This window comes from Pseudomonas sp. F007 (assembly GCF_057814275.1).
In genome coordinates this window covers 308892-324957 of the sequence record NZ_JBVATA010000008.1, presented here as the reverse complement: position 1 = coordinate 324957, position 16066 = coordinate 308892, and the positions used below count along the sequence as shown (strand labels likewise).

Genomic DNA, 16066 nt, shown 5'->3' with positions numbered 1-16066 from the left:
TTAGAGCGCTGTAAGAGAAGTCCGTAAAACCCTTCCCCAAGTCCGCAGCAAGTTGTTTCAGGCTGTTTAATGTCGCCGCTGAATAATCCTTCGCACGCCGTGGGCCACCCGGGCTGAAAAAATCCCAAGCTCTGCTAACGTCAGCAATGCACACGATCGCTATCAACCCTGCGAGGGACTCCAGCATGTCGACCCCAGCGCTGCCGCTGATCACCCGCGTCAAAGCCTCGCTCTGTGCCACGGCACTGGGTGCCACGCTGCTGGCGTTGAGCGCCTGTACCGGCATCGATGCGCAAACCACCGCCTACGTCGGCGTGCCCCATCCGGCACCAACCCTGGCGGCGAATGTCCAGGTCTTGCGCAGTGAGCCGCTGCGCCCGCACATTCGCCTGGGCGAGGTGCTGATCGACGCCAGCGTCGACCCGGCGCCACCGATTACCGATGTCGAACAGAAGCTGCGCGAAGAAGCGGCGAAGATCGGCGGCGACGCGGCGGTGGTGGTGTATGACCGCATCCAGCCGGTTGGCATCTACGTCAACGGCCCGCTGTGGGCGCGGGATGCGCAACAGATCGAGGGGCGCAAGCTCAAGGCGATTGTCATACGTTACCGCTGATTCCACCGGCAAAGCCGTTGACGGGTGACAAGGTTCGGTCACGAAAATTCAATACATTACTGGATAATTCGATATAGCTACCTACGCTAATCCTCCAGTAGCGCTATTTCGAATCAGCAGCGTCATGAAACCTGAAAGGAAGGAGTCTTCATGCTTTTTGGCCGTCCGCATGTCTCGTTTGTGAGCCTGACCCTGCTGTCGCTGGCGGCTGCCCAGCAAGCCCATGCCGGCGGCCTCATGCTCTATGAGATCGGCACCGACAACACCGGCCTGGCCAATGCAGGCGCCGCCGCACGTGCACAGGGCCCTTCCACCATCGCCAGCAACCCGGCCGGCCTGAGCTACCTGCCGGGGACGCAGATCACCGGTGGCCTGCAGGTGCTGTATGGAGACCTCGGCTTCAACCGCGACGGCAACAGCAACGTCGCCGGCAGCAACAGCGGCAACGCTCTCGATCCGATCCCTAGCGCGAGCTTTTTCATCAGCCATCAACTCGACGACAACTGGAGTGTCGGCTTCGGCTCCTATGGCGACTTCGGCCTGGCGGTCAACTACGACAACGACTGGTCGGGGCGTTACTTCGCGCAGAATTCCAGCATCGCCGGGCTGTCCCTGGTGCCCAGCGTGGCCTATCGCTTCGACGATCAGTGGTCGGTGGGCGTCGGCGTCAAGGCCATGTACGGCATGCTCCAGACCCAGGCGGCGATCGACCGCTCGCCGCTCGGCCTGCTCGATCGCGGCGACGGCCAGTACAAATACAAGGACAGCGACTGGGGCTACGGCGCCAACGTCGGGGTGATCTACGCCCCGCAACCCGGTACGCGGATTGGCCTGGCCTACACCAGCAAGGTCGACCTCGACTTCAAGGACAATCTCGACGTGAAGGGCAATGGTGCGGTGCTGAGTCGCCTCGACGGCCTCGACACCCAACTGTCGATGCAAGTCCCGCAGACCCTCACCCTGAGCCTGTTCCAGCAACTCGACCGGCAATGGGCGCTGCTGGCCTCGGTGAATTGGCAGGACTGGTCGGAATTCGGCGAAGTCGGCGTCGAGGTTGACACCGCCACTGCCGGTGCACGCTCGACCACTGTGGATGCCCACTACAAGGACACCTGGCAACTGGCCCTCGGCGCGCAATACCAGGCCACCGAGCAGTGGCTGTGGAATGTCGGCGTGGCTTATGACAGCAGCGCCGTTTCCGACAGCAATCGCTCAGTCGTGGTGCCGATGGCCGAGGCCTGGCGCCTTGAAACCGGTGCCACCTACGCCTTGAACAAAGACACCGACATCAACCTCAGCTGGGCCATGGTCTGGCTCGGTGACATGCCGGTAGACCAGAGCAAATCCCTGTCGGGCGATCGAATTTCGGGACAATTCGACAGCGCCTGGATTCAAGCCGTGACCGGCAACATGACCTGGCGCTTCTGACGCCCCCACCCCTTACCCTTGAACCCTGAACAAAGGCAATTAAAAACATGGAGTCAAACGCTATGAGCTTGTCACGAAAACTGATTTTCGGCGCCGCACTGACCACCCTTTTGTTAGGCGGTTGCACCTCAAAAATCACCGAGAAGGACCAGTACTCCGGATTCCTGTCCAACTACAACAACATGGAGGAAGTGACTACCCCTAGCGGTGACACCGCCCTGCGCTGGGTCAGCCCGTCGTGGAACCCGAATGCCTATGACACCGTGGCCTTCAACAAGCTGGAGTTCTACCCGGCGCCCAAGCCCGATGAGCGCGTCAACCGCCAGACCCTGACTGACCTGCAGAACTACATGTCCAACGGTGCCAAGGCCACGCTGGGTACCAAGTACCGCATCGTGCCCAACGCCCAGTCGGCTCCCGCCGGCGCCAAGGTGCTCAACCTGCGTGCGGCAATTACCGGCGTCAGCGCCGCCAACGAAGGCATGAAGTGGTACGAAGTGGTCCCCATCGCTGCCGTAGTGGGCGCCACCAGTGCTGCAACCGGTCACCGCGACCAGGACACCACGCTGTTCATCGAGGCTGAACTGGTGGATGCGCGGACCAACCAGACCGTGGTTCGGGTCGTGCGCAAACTGTTCGGCAAAACCCTGGAAAACTCCAGCCAGAAAATCACCGCCAACGACTTCAAGGCGGCGATCGCCAAGCTCAACAGCGACTTGCAGACGTTTATTCGATAAGCCCTGCATGAATGCCAGCGCCCTGCCGAGGGGTGCTGGCATTTGAGCATAACCGCGCTTGCCTTCGCGCCAGCCGGACGCTACTGTCAAACCCATGAATCAAGCCCGCGTGACCTCGACCACCTTTACCACGACCGCCCCCGGCGGGTCGTGAGAGGTGCTGTGAGCCAACCGGCACAGTGACTTCAAAGGCCCCGCCAGCCATGGACGGGGCCTTTTTATTGCCTCGCTGTCGCTGGCTTCACTGCAAGGAAATGCACCATGCACGCACTCTTGATCCTCGACATGCAAGTCGGCCTGTTCCGCGGCCCCGACGCGCCCTGGCGCAGCGAAGCCCTGCTGGGCAACATCAATCGCTTGCTGGACAAGGCCCACCAGGCCGGCGCGCCGGTGTTTCTCGCAAGGCACGTCGGCCCACCCGGCTCGCCGATCGAGCCCGGCAGCCCGTTGACCTGTTTGATCCCGGAATTGGCGTTGCGGGGCGATGAAATCATCTTTGAAAAAAACCGCCCCAGTGCCTTTTCCGGCACCGAACTCGCCCAGCGTCTGCGTGAACTCGGCGTATCGACGCTACTGATCGCCGGGATGAAGACCCAGTACTGCGTCGACAGCACCTGCCGCGTCGCCCGTGACCTGGGCTTCGACGCGCTACTGGTCGAAGACGCCCATGGTTGCAGTGACACCGCGACACTCAGTGCCGAGGCGATCATCGCCCATCACAATGCGACCCTGGCCGGGCCGTTCTGTCGGCTGGTGCGCAGTGCCGACTGGCAATTCCCTCAGGGAGAACAGCCATGAACCTGCAGATTCGCCTGGCCGGCGCCAGCGATGCCAGCGCCATCAGTCAGGTAGTGCTGGCGGCGTTGCGCGAGTCCAATGCGGCTGATTACTCGCAAGAGATCATCGAGCAGGTGGCCGCCAACTTCTCGCCGGCAGCGATTCTCGGCTTGCTTGAGCAGCGTCAGGTTTTTGTAGCGACCGACGACCAGCAGGTGATCGCCACCGCCAGCCTTGACCGCGATGTGGTGCGCAGTGTGTTCGTCGATCCTCGGTGTCAGGGCAGCGGCATTGGCCGGCAATTGATGATGGCGATTCATCAAGCCGCCGTCCGGGCCGGTATCGACACCCTGCGGGTGCCCTCCTCGCTGACCGCCGAGGGCTTTTACCGCCGGCTTGGTTACGAGGTGCAGGGCGAGCAGTTCCATGGTGCCGAACGCACGATCATCATGCGCAAGCACTTGCCTGCAAGTACGGCGTGATATGGGCCATGGCGCGCTCGACGTAGTGCTCCTTCTCGCCCACGGGCGCGACGTAGTGCACGGCGTTACGCGCCGCTTCTTCGCCCTGCAGGCGGGCAATGATCCACGCCGCCAGGTAGGTCGAGGCCAGGCAGCCGCCGGCGGTGGCGACGTTGCCGCGGGCGAAGAACGCCTGGTTCAGCACTTCGACGCCTGCGGACTGGACCCAGGGTTTGGTGGTCAGGTCGGTGCAGGCCGGCACATTGTGCAGCAGGCCGAGCCTGGCCATCACCAGCGCGCCGGAACACTGGGCCGCCAATAGCTGGCGCTCGGGATCGAGTTGCAACTGCGCCATCAACGCCGGGTCGGCCACGGCTTCGCGGGTCAGCGCGCCGCTGCCGATGATCACCGCGTCGGCTGCACTGGCTTCCTGCAAGGTGGATTGGGATTCGATCAGCAAGCCATTCATCGAACGCACTCGCGGCGTCGGACTGGCGATCGACACACGCCAACCGGGAGTCTTGATCCGGTTCAGCACACCGAGGGCAATCAGGGAATCGAGTTCGTTGAAACCTTCGAAGGTGACGATAGTGATGTGCATGGCCGGCTCTTCCTTAACGGGACGTTGTGTCGAGTCAGGCTAAGGCGAATAATCAGGACAATCAAAAAATTGTACTGGATACAAGCCCATGGCCCGCTCTCGCTACAAGTCGCTGGTGGACGCCTTCGCCGCCGATATTCGCAGCGGTCGTTTGGCCCCCGGCACCCGCCTGCCGACCCACCGCGAGCTGGCCGGCCAGCACGGCCTGGCGCTGGCCACCGCCACCCGGGTCTACGCCGAGCTGGAAAGCATGGGCCTGGTCAGCGGCGAAACCGGGCGCGGCACTTTCGTCCGCGAGACCGCCCTGCCCGCCGGCCTCGGTGTCGACCAGCACGCCGTGGCCTCGGGCCTGCTCGATTTGAACTTCAATTACCCGGCGCTGCCCGGCCAGGCCGAGTTGCTGCGCGGTGCCTTGCGCCAACTGGCCACCGCCGGCGATCTGGAAGCCTTGCTGCGCTACCAGCCCCATGGCGGCCGGCCCCACGAGCGCGCCGCCGTCGCCCGGCATCTGCGGTGCCGAGGGCTGACGGTCGACGAGTCGCAGGTACTGCTGGTCAGCGGCGCCCAGCACGGGCTGGCAGTGACCCTGATGGGCCTGCTGCGCCCCGGCGATCTGGTCGCCACCGATGCCCTCACCTACCCCGGCTTCAAGGTGCTGGCCGAGGCCCAGCGCCTGGAGCTGGCATCGATTCCCGCAGCCGATGGCGAGCCCGACCTGCAGGCCCTGGCGCGCCTGTGCCGACAACGCAAGGTGCGAGCGCTGTATTGCATGCCGACCCTGCACAACCCGCTGGGCTGGGTCGCCAGCCTGGCGTGGCGCCAACAGTTGGTGCGGATTGCTCGCGAACATGACCTGCTGATCATCGAAGACGCAGCCTATGCCTTTCTGGCCGACCAGCCGCCAGCCCCCGTGGCCGCGCTGGCGCCTGAGCGTTGCGTCTACGTGTCAGGGTTGTCGAAGAGTGTCGCCACCGGCCTGCGGGTTGGATTTGTCGCTGCGCCCCTGGCCTGGATTCCCGTCCTCGAACGCAGCATCCGCGCCACCGTGTGGAACACCCCCGGCGTCATGACCTCGATTGCCTGCCAATGGCTGGACGACGGCACCGTCACGCGCCTGGAACAACAAAAACGCGAGGATGCCGCTCAGCGCCAGGCCATGGCCCGGCGGATCCTCCACGGCCTGGCTTGCATCAGCCACCCGCAGTCGTACTTCATCTGGTTGCAGCTGGGCGAGGACGTGCGCGCCGATCAGCTGGCGATGGCGTTGATGGAGGAGAACGTCTCGGTGTCGACCGCCGAGCCGTTCGCCACCTCAACCGCCGTGCCTCACGCGATCCGCCTGGCCCTCGGCTCGCTGCCGCTGGACAGTCTCGAACTCGCGCTGCAAACGGTGCGGCGGGTGGTCGAGGCGCACAGTTATTGAGGTTCGGCAGCCTTGGACTGAACCACCCCGCGCTCCTCGAGCAAGCGCACAAACATCGTCAGGCTCTGCGACACCGTGCCCCGGCGCCACACCAGCCAGGTGCGCAAATAGCGAAACGCCTCGCTCAGCGGCCAGATGCTCACGGTGCTGCAACCGGGCATGCTTTCGAGCATGCTGCGCGGCATCAACGCCAGCCCGGCACCGGCACTGACGCAGGCGAGCATGCCGTGGTAGGACTCCATTTCATGGATCCGCCCCGGCACCGCAGCGTCCTTGCTGAACCAGCTTTCGAAGTGATGACGGTATGAGCAGTTGGCGCGAAAGGCGTAGATGCTCTCGCCGTTGACGTCCCGCGCGCGCTGGATCGGCGCGTGGTTGAGCGGCGCGATCAAGACCATTTCTTCCTCGAACGCCGGCACCCCTTCCAGCGCCGGGTGCAGCACCGGACCGTCGACAAAAGCCGCCACCAGCCGTCCCGAGAGCACGCCATCGATCATGGTGCCGGAGGGGCCGGTGGACAGGTCCAGTTCGACCTTGGCGTACTGCTGGTTGTAGGCCGCCAGCAGTCCGGGGATGCGCACCGCCGCGGTGCTTTCCAGCGAGCCGAGGGAAAACGCGCCCTGGGGTTCTTCGCCGGCCACCGTGGCCCGGGCTTCCTGGACCAGGTCGAGAATGCGTCGCGCGTAGTCGAGAAAACTCCAGCCCGCCGGCGACAGGCGCAGGCGGCTTTTCTCGCGGATAAACAGGTCGACGCCCAGGTCCTGCTCCAGCTGCTTGATGCGCGTGGTCAGGTTCGACGGCACCCGGTGGATCTGCTGGGCGGCGGCGCTGATGCTGCCGTGCTCGGCCACGGCCTTGAAGATTTCCAACTGAACCAGATCCACTTCATTCTCCAAACGTGAACGACAAGCTCAGGATTATTCAGTTTTCAGTACGGATACGCCAGCGTAATCTGCGCCCATCCCCACCCCGCAGGACGGTGCCATGACTGACGTATCCAGCCTCACCCACGCTATTTCGACCAATCCGGCCACCGGGCAACAGGTCGGCCAGTACCCCTACCAATCCGCCGATCAGTTACAGGCGGCACTGGCTTGCGCCGCCAGCGGTTTCGCTCTGTGGCGCCGCAAGCCACTGGCCCAACGCGCCGACGCCCTGCTCGCCCTGGCCCGCGCCCTGCGCGACAACGCGACGGCCATGGCCGAGATGATCACCCTGGAGATGGGCAAGCCGATCACCCAGGCCCGTGGCGAAATCGAGAAATGCGCCCAGCTCTGCGAGTGGTACGCCGCCCAGGGCCCGGCCATGCTCAGCGCCGAAGCGACCCAGGTCGAAGGCGGCAAGGCGCGCATCGAGTACCGGCCGCTGGGGCCGATCCTCGCGGTGATGCCGTGGAACTTCCCGATCTGGCAGGTTTTGCGCGGCGCGGTCCCAGCGCTGCTCGCCGGCAACACTTACGTGCTCAAGCATGCGCCGAACGTCATGGGCAGCGCCTATCTGCTGCGTGATGTTTTCCAGCAAGCCGACTTTGCTCCCGGCGTGTTTGAAGTGATCAACGTCACCCCGGACGGTGTGTCGACAGCGATTGCCGACCCACGGATCGCCGCCGTGACCCTGACCGGCAGCGTGCGCGCCGGTATCGCCATCGGTGCCCAGGCTGGTGCGGCGTTGAAGAAATGTGTGCTGGAACTGGGCGGCAGCGACCCGTTTATCGTGCTCAACGACGCCGACCTCGACGAAGCGGTCAAGGCTGCAGTGATTGGTCGTTACCAGAACACCGGGCAAGTCTGCGCGGCGGCCAAGCGCTTGATTGTCGAGCAAGGGGTGGTCGCGGCATTCACCCGCAAGTTCGTCGAGCACACGCAGAAACTGGTGATGGGCGATCCGACGTTGGCCGCGACCTACCTCGGGCCAATGGCCCGCGCCGATCTGCGCGAAGAGCTGGACGGCCAGGTGCGCGAGACCCTGGAGCAAGGCGCGACGCTGCTGCTCGGCGGTGGCAAGGTCGAGGGCCCTGGCAACTTCTACCAGCCGACGGTGCTGGGGGATGTCACCGACCAGATGACCTCGTTCAAACAGGAACTGTTCGGCCCGGTCGCCTCGATCATCACCGCCCGCGACCCGGCCCACGCCCTGACGTTGGCCAACGACAGCGAATTCGGCCTGACCGCGACTGTGTACACCGCCAACGCCGAACTGGCGCAGCAGTTTGCCGACGAACTGGAAACCGGCGGCGTGTTCATCAACGGCTACAGCGCCTCCGACCCGCGAGTGAGCTTTGGCGGGGTGAAGAAAAGCGGCTTCGGTCGTGAACTCTCACACTTCGGCGTCCGCGAATTCTGCAATGCGCAGGCGGTGTGGCTGGATCGGAAGTGATTGGCTGATCGATGCAATCCCTTTAGGAGCCGGCTTGCCGGCGAAGGCGGTGTATCAGGCATACCGAGGCGTCTGATTCGCTGGCAAGCCAGCTCCTACAAGGATCGCAGGCGATCGTAAATCTCTGTAGGAGCCGGCTTGCCGGCGAAGGCGATGTGTCAGAAATACCGCGGCGCCTGAATTGCCAGGTATCGGACTGACTCACCTCACCCCATCAATGCTGCAAAATCTTCGACAGAAAACTCCGCGCCCGGTCCGAGCGCGGGGCGCCAAAGAATTCTTCGGACTTGACGTCCTCGATGATCTCGCCGCCGTCCATGAACACGATGCGATCCGCGACTTTGCGGGCGAAGCCCATTTCGTGGGTGACGCACATCATGGTCATGCCTTCGCGGGCCAGTTGCACCATGACGTCGAGCACCTCGTTGACCATCTCCGGGTCGAGCGCCGAAGTCGGTTCGTCGAACAGCATGGCAATCGGGTCCATGGCCAGGGCTCGCGCAATGGCCACCCGTTGTTGCTGGCCGCCGGACAACTGGATCGGGTACTTGTGCGCATGGGCCTTGAGCCCGACCCGCTCCAGCAGCGCCATGCCCTTCTTGGTCGCCGTGTCGCGATCACGACCGAGCACCTTGATCTGCGCCAGGTTGAGGTTGTCGATGATGCTCAGGTGCGGGAACAGTTCGAAGTGCTGGAACACCATCCCCACCCGCGCCCGCAGCTTGGGCAAGTCGACGCCCTTGCCGGTGACCGGCTGATTCTCGATGAAAATCTCGCCTTCCTGCACCGGCTCCAGGCCGTTGACGCATTTGATCAAGGTGCTCTTGCCCGAACCGGACGGCCCGCACACCACCATCACTTCACCCTTGGAAAGCTCGGTGGTGCAGTTCTTCAGGACCTGAAAGTTGCCGTACCATTTGCTCAGGTTTTTCATCTGGATCATGCGGTTCTCCCTACATTTCTTTTCAGGCGCTTGGTCAGGTTGGACAGCAGGTAGCAGATCACCAGGTAGACCAGGGCCACGAACAGGTACAGTTCAACCAGGCGCCCGTCACGCTGGGCGAACTTGCTGGCGGCGCCGGTAAAGTCGGCGATCGACAGCACGTACACCAGTGAGGTGTCCTGGAACAGGATGATGGTCTGGGTCAGCAGCAACGGGGTCATGCGGCGCATGGCCTGGGGCAGGATCACGTAGAACATCGATTGCGCCGGGCGCAAACCGAGAGCTGCCGCCGCTTGTCGCTGGCCACCGCTGATGCTCTGGATCCCGCCGCGAATGATCTCGCTGTAGTACGCCGCCTCGAACATGCAGAAGGTGACGAAGGCAGTCACCACCGGGCCGATCTGCACCGGTCGCTCCGTGCCGAAGGCCATTTGCAACAGCAACGGCATCAGGAAGTAGAACCAGAAAATCACCAGCACCAACGGAATGCTGCGCATCACCGTCACATAGCCCAGGGCAAAACCGCGCAGCACCCGGTTGGCGGACAGGCGCATCAGCGCCAGCACGGTGCCGGCGACAATGCCCACCGACATCGCCACCAGGGTCAGCATCAGGGTGAATTTCAGGCCGTTCCACAGGGCCGGCATGGCCCGCACAATGACGCTTGGGTCTAGATCAAACATGACTACCTCGTCGCGCCGCGCAGGGCCAGGGAACGTTCAATGCGACCCATGACGAAGGTCACCAGCAACGAAATGACCACGTAGATCACGGTTGCGGCGGTGAACGCCTCAAAGGTGTTGAACGAGTATTCGCTGACGTTGCGTGCCTGCGCGGTCAATTCCATCAGGCCGATGGTCAGGGCCACCGACGAGTTCTTCAGGGTGTTCAGTGCCTCGGACGTCAGCGGTGGAAACACCACGCGCAACGCCTGGGGCAACAGCACCTGCATATACATCTGCGTCGGCCGCAGCCCCAGGGCCAATGCCGCACCGCGCTGCCCCGCCGCCACCGACTCGATGCCGGCCTTGAACAGCTCCGACAGCTTGGCCGAGGTAAACAGGGTCAGGGCCACCACTGCGCTGAAGAACGACGGATAGGGCAAATCCTGCTTGAGGTAATCGCCCATCGACACCGGCAACAGCTCGGGCACGACGAAGAAGCAGATGAACATCTGCACCAGCAGCGGGATATTGCGGAACACCTCGGTGTACAGGTTGCCCAGCCACACCAGCGGCCGCAGCGTGCTGGTACGCAGGGTGCCGACCAGGCCACCGATGACAAACGCGAGGATGAACGCCGCGAGCGTAGTCGCGACAGTCCAGCTGGTGCCAGTCACCAGCCAATGCAGATACGAGGACGATTCTCCGGGCGCAAAGTCCCAGAACACGTTCCAGTTCCAGTTGTAATCCATGAAGCACCAACCTTTGCGAGAAAGCGGAACGCTTGCGTGCTGATTTCACCGCGAATTCGGACCTGTCACGGCTCATGTAGGAGCTGGCTTGCCAGCGAAGGCGTCGCCACTAACGGTGCAAGGCTCCAGGCAGCCTTCGCTGGCAAGCCGCAAGCGGGCGCCAGCTCCTACAGGGGGATGTAGTGCGGTTCCGAAATCGGGGAGATCAGCTGTATGACCCGCCGTGATCAGACACCCGTGTCGTTCGGGTTGGCGATGGCCTGTTTCAGCGCGTCGCTCATCGGCAGGTTGATCACCGCGTTTTTCGGCGGGATCGGTTGCTCGAACCATTTCGGGTACTGGCTGTTGATCACGCCGCTGCTGTAGAGGTTGCGCAGCACGTCGTCGGCAAAGGTCTTGAACTGCGGGTCGTTCTTGCGGATGCCGATGGCATAGGGTTCGGCCGACATCGGCTCGGGCAACAAGGTGTAAGCGTCCGGGCTGCGGCTCTGGGCGATGGTCGCCATCAGTTGCACGTCGTCGTTGATGTAGGCCACGGCGCGACCGGTTTCCAGCATCAGGAAGGCTTCGCCGCCGTCTTTGGCGTTGAGGATTTTCAGGCCCAGTTGCTTGTCGCGGTTGAGGTTCTTGGTGATCCACTCGCCGCTGCCGCCGGTAATCACCACCACCGCCTTGCCCTTGAGGTCATCGACACTGTTGATCCCGGCGGTTTTCTTCACCGCGTACTTGGCGCTGGCCACGTAGCTGGTGAGCAGGAAGCCGATCTGCTTCTGCCGTTCGACGGTGTTGGTGGTGACGCCGCATTCGAGGTCGATGGTGCCGTTGATCAGCAGCGGCGTTCGGGTGGCCGCGACCACCGAGACGTACTCGGTCTTGAGGTTCGGCTCGCCGACCTTGACCTTGATCTGGTCGACGATCTTCTGGCACAAATCAATGCTGTAGCCAATCGGTTGCTGCGCGTCATTGAGGTACGAAAACGGCAACGAGGCGTCGCGATAACCGAGGGTGACGGTCCCTGATTCCTTGATCTTCTTCAGGGTTCCGGTCAATTCGTCCGCTTGTGCGGCGCTGGTGCCCAGGCACGCAGCAATGACGAGGGCGAGCAGCTGTTTCTTTTTATCGAGCATGGGGATCTCCGACTATTGTTATGGCAGCTTGGGCACAGCAAAAGGCAAAGGCTTCAGCGCAGGGCTGACAGCGCTTCGCGGATATTGACGACAGCTTTTTCTATTTTTTCTCGCGAGGTGGCAAACGACAGCCGGAAATACCCCGGCAACCCGAATGCCAGGCCCGGCACCACCGCCACCCCGGCGTGGTTGAGCAGATACGACGACAACTCGACGTCATCGCTGATCACCCGCCCTTCCGGGGTGACCCGACCGAATAAAGCGCTGCACTCGGGGAAGGCGTAGAACGCCCCCGCCGGCGCACTCAGACGCAACCCTTCACACTGACTCAGACCCTCCACCAACACGCGCCCGCGCTCGGCGTACTCGGCGGCGCTGCGGCTGACGAAATCCTGCGGTCCTTCGAGGGCAGCGCGCGAGGCTTCCTGGGAAATCGCACTGGCACCCGAGGTGCTCTGCGACTGGATCTTGCTGATGGCCGCGATCAACGCCTTGGGCCCGGCGGCGTAACCGATGCGCCAACCGGTCATGGCGTAGGCCTTGGCCACGCCATTGATCAGCAGCGTGCGCTCGCGCAGTTGCGGACAGGCATTGCCGAAGGAAACGAAGGGCTGATCGGCAAGCAGCACGTGCTCGTAGATCTCATCGGACATCACCAGCACCCGCGGGAAGTCCTCGAGCACCTTGCCCAGCGCCTGCAGTTCGGCCTCGGTGTAGATCGCCCCGCTCGGGTTGGACGGCGAGTTGAGGATCAGCCAGCGGCTGTTCTCGGTCAGTGCGTTTTGCAACGCCTCGGCGGTGAGCTTGAAACCAGCCTCGATGCCGCAGGGAATGACCTGTGGGCTGCCGCCATTGAGGGTGACGATATCGGAATAGGAGACCCAGTACGGCGCGGGGATGATCACCTCGTCGCCGGCTTCGAGGGTGGCCATGAAGGTATTGAAGATGACTTGTTTGGCGCCGTTGCCGACGGTGATTTCGTCGACGCCGTAGGCCAGGCCGTTTTCCCGCTGGAACTTGCCGACGATCGCCTGGCGCAGGGCCAGGGTGCCTTGTGGGGCGGTGTAGCGGGTATGGCCGTCGCGCATGGCCTGGGCGGCCGCGTCGACAATATGAGAGGGGGTATCGAAGTCCGGTTCGCCGAGGCTCATGTCGACAATGTCGCGACCCTCGTTGGCCAGTTCCTTGGCACGCATGGAGATGATCATGCTGGGAGAAGAGGAAATCTGTTTGACGCGCTGACTTTCAAAACTCATGAAATACCCGCCTTCCTTGGAGGTGCACTAACGATCTGCGGAGGATCGTCTAGCGCCTCTCAGTTGTTGTACGACGTAGTATGACATGTGATTTTCTGATTTCGCAATCACCAAAACCGACTGATTTCAGGCCCAAAAAAAAGCCAGAAAGCCCCTTCACAACCGTGGTTATTGGGGCAATCGGGCTTAATGTGAACGCTTATGGTGCGACGATGTGGTACGACAACTAAAAAAAGGCACCGGCGGGTGACCAAACCTGACCGGTGCCAAAACGACCTGTTCGAAGTGGGTATCAAGCCTTAGCCAAGGGTGTTCAGGCACACCACCTTGGGCTGGGTCATTTCCTCATAAGCGAAGCGCACGCCTTCGCGGCCGAGGCTGCCGTACTTGGAACCACCAAACGGCATCGCATCGAAACGGTAGTCGGACGAGTCATTGATCATCACCCCGCCCGCCTCGATCTGCCGCGCGGCACGCAGGGCGGTGTCCAGATTGCCGGTGAAGATCCCGGCGTGCAGGCTGTATTCCGGCTCGTTGGCCAGGGCAATGGCCTCCTCGAAGCTGTCGAACGGCTGCAGCACCACCACTGGCGCGAACACCTCATGGCGCCACAACCGGCTGGCGTGGTTGACGTTCTCCAGCACGGTCGCCGAGTAGCACGAGCCCTGGCGCTGGTTGCCACAGAGCAAGGTGGCGCCTTCGCGGATCGCTTCGTTGACTACCTGCTCGGCATTCTGTGCGGCCTGCACGCTGATCATCGGCCCGATATCGGTGCCGGCCAGCGCCGGATTGCCGGCCACCAGCGCGGCGGCCTGGCGCACAAACCCCGCGCGGAACGCCTCGTACACCGAGGCCTGGACCAGCAGGCGCTGGGTGCCGATGCAGTTCTGCCCCGCCGCCCAGAAGGCCCCGGAGACGCAGCTGTCGATGGCCGCCGGCAAGTCGCAGTCAGCCATGACGATCACCGGGGCATTGCCGCCGAGGTCCATCGCCAGCTTCTTCAAGCCGGCGGTGCGGGCGATCTGTTCCCCGGTGACGAAGCCACCGGTGAAGGAAATCATCCGCACCTCGCGGGCCGCTACCAGCGCCTTGCCCAGTTCCGCGCCACCGGTGGCCACGGTCACCACCGACTCCGGCAACCCGGCCTGCACCAGGTAGGACACCAGGCGCAGGGCCGACAACGGCGCCAGTTCCGAAGGCTTGAGGATCACCGCATTGCCGCCGGCAATCGCCGGGCCGAGCTTGTGCGCCACCAGGTTCAGCGGGTCGTTGTACGGCGTGATCGCCACGATCAGGCCCAACGGCTCGCGAGTGAACCAGCCCTGGCGCGATTCCGAGCCTTCGTAGGCATCGAACGGCACCACCTCGCCGGCGTTGCGCTTGGCTTCTTCGGCCGACAGTTTCAGGGTATTGACGCAGCGTTTGACCTCCTTCTGCGCCTGCACCAGGGTCTTGCCGGCTTCGTCGACAATCAGTTGGGCGAACACCCGGGCGTCGCGCTCGATGTCCAGCGCGGCCTGCTCGAGAATCCGCGCCCGGCGATGGCGCGGCAGGCTGGCGCACAGCCGCGCACCCTGGCGGCCCTGCTCGAGCAGTTGCGGGACCTGGGTCGCACAGACCTGGTCGACACGGCCAATGACGCTGCCGTCAAACGGGTTGAATACGTCGATTTGTGGCTCGACGACCGCCAGGGCCAGACGCGATACGTTCACAGGCTTACTCCTGGGCAGAGGCTACGGTGTTGTGCAGGCTGATGATGTCGGACAACAACGCATAGGCGGTTTCGGTGCGTCCGGCACCTGGACCCGAGACGGTGACCGCGCCGAGCAGGCCGGTGTTGAACGACACGGCATTGATCGCCCCGCTGATCCCGGCCAATGGGTGGGCGTTGGGCAGCAGGCGCGGTTCGACGCTGGCGTTGATCGAGCCATCGGCGTTGCGCGAGGCGGCGCCGATCAGCTTCCAGCGGGCACCGTCGGCGCGGGCATGGTCGATGTCGGCCAGGGTCAGGGCGCTGATGCCACGGCAGCTGACATCGCTGACACTGAGCTTGGCGTCGAGCAGTTCGTTGGCGAGGATCACCACTTTCAGGCGTACGTCATAACCATCGACATCGGCGCTTGGGTCGGCTTCGGCGTAACCCAGCTCCTGCGCTTCGCGCACCGCCTCGGCAAAGGCCAGGCCGTTTTCCATGCGGGTCAGGACGAAGTTCGAGGTGCCGTTGAGGATGCCCTCGAAACCACTCATCTCGCTGCCGGCCAGGGTCTGCTTGGCCAGGCGGATCACCGGGGTGCCGCTCATCACTGCGCCTTCGTATTCAAAGGCCACGTTGTTGCGGCGCGCCAGGGTCTTCAGTTCGTCGGCATGCAGGGCAATCGGGCCCTTGTTGGTGGTGACCACATGCTTGCCCGCTTCCAGCGCCCAGCGGCAGAAGGTGGTGGCTGGCTCACCATCGACCGGGTTGGTGAAGGTGGCTTCGGCGATGATGTCAGCGCCGGACTCCTTGATCACCGCTTCATTCAACGCCTCGGCATGGCCGCCCGGCAACTGGGCGAAGGCACCCTTGGCCGCTGGCAGGCTGGCCAATTGAGCGGCGTCGAGACCGTCGCGGCCGATGATCGAACCGAGGAACAAGTCGGTCACGCCGACGATTTTCAAGGTAAAGCCGAGCTCGGTTTTCCATTGTTGATTACGCTCGGCAATCAACTGCGCCAAGGCACGGTTGACACCACCAAAGCCGACCAGCGCGAGTTTATATTCAGTCATTGTTATAGGCCCTTGATCCAGGTGAGTGGGTTGTTGGGCACTAGGTTAGGTGCGGGGAGCGGGCAGTGAAATAGGCCAATTTGCTTCATTTATTGAGCGTTTTGACCAGCGGCTGCGGCTGCATAATGCACTGTGCAGGAGCG

General features: G+C 63.1%; 16 protein-coding genes. 7 read left to right on the top strand and 9 right to left on the bottom strand.

Features of this window, described 5'->3' with window-relative positions:
• Positions 1–185: 185 nt before the first annotated feature.
• The 5 genes from ACZYR5_RS21645 to ACZYR5_RS21625 all read left to right on the top strand — a co-directional run bounded on the left by ACZYR5_RS21645 (position 186) and on the right by ACZYR5_RS21625 (position 4038).
• Entirely contained in the window at positions 186–614 is a 429-nt protein-coding gene (locus ACZYR5_RS21645) for a hypothetical protein (protein WP_489091473.1), read from the top strand.
• A gap of 150 nt (positions 615–764) precedes the next feature.
• Positions 765–2042, top strand: coding sequence for an OmpP1/FadL family transporter (locus ACZYR5_RS21640; protein WP_489091472.1), 1278 nt, complete (start codon positions 765–767; stop codon positions 2040–2042).
• Positions 2043–2104: 62 nt separating this feature from the next.
• Positions 2105–2779: a DUF3313 domain-containing protein gene (locus ACZYR5_RS21635; protein ID WP_489091471.1), complete on the top strand. Its 675-nt coding sequence runs from the start codon at positions 2105–2107 to the stop codon at positions 2777–2779.
• Between the two features lie 261 nt (positions 2780–3040).
• Positions 3041–3577, top strand: a complete 537-nt coding sequence (locus tag ACZYR5_RS21630) for a cysteine hydrolase family protein (RefSeq protein ID WP_489091470.1) — start codon at positions 3041–3043, stop codon at positions 3575–3577.
• Complete coding sequence (locus tag ACZYR5_RS21625; RefSeq protein WP_489091469.1) at positions 3574–4038, top strand: GNAT family N-acetyltransferase; 465 nt, start codon at positions 3574–3576, stop codon at positions 4036–4038. Before ACZYR5_RS21630 ends, ACZYR5_RS21625 begins: the two co-directional genes overlap by 4 nt.
• Here the strand turns inward: ACZYR5_RS21625 and ACZYR5_RS21620 are convergent.
• Complete coding sequence (locus ACZYR5_RS21620) at positions 4004–4618, bottom strand: DJ-1/PfpI family protein (RefSeq protein WP_489091468.1); 615 nt, start codon at positions 4616–4618, stop codon at positions 4004–4006. The two genes, ACZYR5_RS21625 and ACZYR5_RS21620, sit on opposite strands and share 35 nt — an antisense overlap.
• Positions 4619–4706: 88 nt before the next feature.
• Between ACZYR5_RS21620 and ACZYR5_RS21615 the strand changes: the two genes are divergently transcribed.
• Complete coding sequence (locus ACZYR5_RS21615; RefSeq protein WP_489091467.1) at positions 4707–6041, top strand: aminotransferase-like domain-containing protein; 1335 nt, start codon at positions 4707–4709, stop codon at positions 6039–6041.
• On the opposite strand, the gene ptrR is transcribed toward ACZYR5_RS21615, so the two are convergent.
• Positions 6035–6925 (bottom strand): putrescine utilization regulator PtrR, encoded by an 891-nt coding sequence (ptrR, locus tag ACZYR5_RS21610; protein WP_027618267.1) that lies wholly within the window; start codon positions 6923–6925, stop codon positions 6035–6037. The genes ACZYR5_RS21615 and ptrR overlap by 7 nt on opposite strands.
• Before the next feature lie 100 nt (positions 6926–7025).
• Between ptrR and ACZYR5_RS21605 the strand changes: the two genes are divergently transcribed.
• Complete coding sequence (locus tag ACZYR5_RS21605; protein WP_489091466.1) at positions 7026–8417, top strand: aldehyde dehydrogenase family protein; 1392 nt, start codon at positions 7026–7028, stop codon at positions 8415–8417.
• A 214-nt stretch (positions 8418–8631) separates the two neighbouring features.
• On the opposite strand, the gene ACZYR5_RS21600 is transcribed toward ACZYR5_RS21605, so the two are convergent.
• The 7 genes from ACZYR5_RS21600 to ACZYR5_RS21570 form a co-directional block, all read right to left on the bottom strand.
• Positions 8632–9360, bottom strand: a complete 729-nt coding sequence (locus tag ACZYR5_RS21600) for an amino acid ABC transporter ATP-binding protein (RefSeq protein WP_027618265.1) — start codon at positions 9358–9360, stop codon at positions 8632–8634.
• Positions 9357–10043 (bottom strand): amino acid ABC transporter permease, encoded by a 687-nt coding sequence (locus tag ACZYR5_RS21595; protein WP_489091465.1) that lies wholly within the window; start codon positions 10041–10043, stop codon positions 9357–9359. Before ACZYR5_RS21595 ends, ACZYR5_RS21600 begins: the two co-directional genes overlap by 4 nt.
• A gap of 2 nt (positions 10044–10045) precedes the next feature.
• Positions 10046–10774: an amino acid ABC transporter permease gene (locus ACZYR5_RS21590; protein ID WP_489091464.1), complete on the bottom strand. Its 729-nt coding sequence runs from the start codon at positions 10772–10774 to the stop codon at positions 10046–10048.
• A 227-nt stretch (positions 10775–11001) separates the two neighbouring features.
• Positions 11002–11901: a transporter substrate-binding domain-containing protein gene (locus tag ACZYR5_RS21585; protein ID WP_489091463.1), complete on the bottom strand. Its 900-nt coding sequence runs from the start codon at positions 11899–11901 to the stop codon at positions 11002–11004.
• 53 nt (positions 11902–11954) lie between these two features.
• Entirely contained in the window at positions 11955–13157 is a 1203-nt protein-coding gene (locus tag ACZYR5_RS21580) for a pyridoxal phosphate-dependent aminotransferase (RefSeq protein WP_489091462.1), read from the bottom strand.
• A 299-nt stretch (positions 13158–13456) separates the two neighbouring features.
• Complete coding sequence (locus ACZYR5_RS21575) at positions 13457–14869, bottom strand: aldehyde dehydrogenase family protein (protein WP_489091461.1); 1413 nt, start codon at positions 14867–14869, stop codon at positions 13457–13459.
• Between the two features lie 4 nt (positions 14870–14873).
• Entirely contained in the window at positions 14874–15923 is a 1050-nt protein-coding gene (locus ACZYR5_RS21570; RefSeq protein WP_489091460.1) for a homoserine dehydrogenase, read from the bottom strand.
• Positions 15924–16066 lie beyond the last annotated feature (143 nt).

Coding starts and splice junctions, on each gene's coding strand:
- ACZYR5_RS21595 (WP_489091465.1), bottom strand. CDS start 10,043: ATGTTTGATCTAGACCCAAGCGTCATTGTGCGGGCCATGCCGGCCCTG.
- ACZYR5_RS21585 (WP_489091463.1), bottom strand. CDS start 11,901: ATGCTCGATAAAAAGAAACAGCTGCTCGCCCTCGTCATTGCTGCGTGC.
- ACZYR5_RS21645 (WP_489091473.1), top strand. CDS start 186: ATGTCGACCCCAGCGCTGCCGCTGATCACCCGCGTCAAAGCCTCGCTC.
- ACZYR5_RS21625 (WP_489091469.1), top strand. CDS start 3,574: ATGAACCTGCAGATTCGCCTGGCCGGCGCCAGCGATGCCAGCGCCATC.
- ACZYR5_RS21590 (WP_489091464.1), bottom strand. CDS start 10,774: ATGGATTACAACTGGAACTGGAACGTGTTCTGGGACTTTGCGCCCGGA.
- ACZYR5_RS21630 (WP_489091470.1), top strand. CDS start 3,041: ATGCACGCACTCTTGATCCTCGACATGCAAGTCGGCCTGTTCCGCGGC.
- ACZYR5_RS21620 (WP_489091468.1), bottom strand. CDS start 4,618: ATGCACATCACTATCGTCACCTTCGAAGGTTTCAACGAACTCGATTCC.
- ACZYR5_RS21580 (WP_489091462.1), bottom strand. CDS start 13,157: ATGAGTTTTGAAAGTCAGCGCGTCAAACAGATTTCCTCTTCTCCCAGC.
- ACZYR5_RS21640 (WP_489091472.1), top strand. CDS start 765: ATGCTTTTTGGCCGTCCGCATGTCTCGTTTGTGAGCCTGACCCTGCTG.
- ACZYR5_RS21615 (WP_489091467.1), top strand. CDS start 4,707: ATGGCCCGCTCTCGCTACAAGTCGCTGGTGGACGCCTTCGCCGCCGAT.
- ACZYR5_RS21600 (WP_027618265.1), bottom strand. CDS start 9,360: ATGATCCAGATGAAAAACCTGAGCAAATGGTACGGCAACTTTCAGGTC.
- ACZYR5_RS21635 (WP_489091471.1), top strand. CDS start 2,105: ATGAGCTTGTCACGAAAACTGATTTTCGGCGCCGCACTGACCACCCTT.
- ACZYR5_RS21570 (WP_489091460.1), bottom strand. CDS start 15,923: ATGACTGAATATAAACTCGCGCTGGTCGGCTTTGGTGGTGTCAACCGT.
- ACZYR5_RS21605 (WP_489091466.1), top strand. CDS start 7,026: ATGACTGACGTATCCAGCCTCACCCACGCTATTTCGACCAATCCGGCC.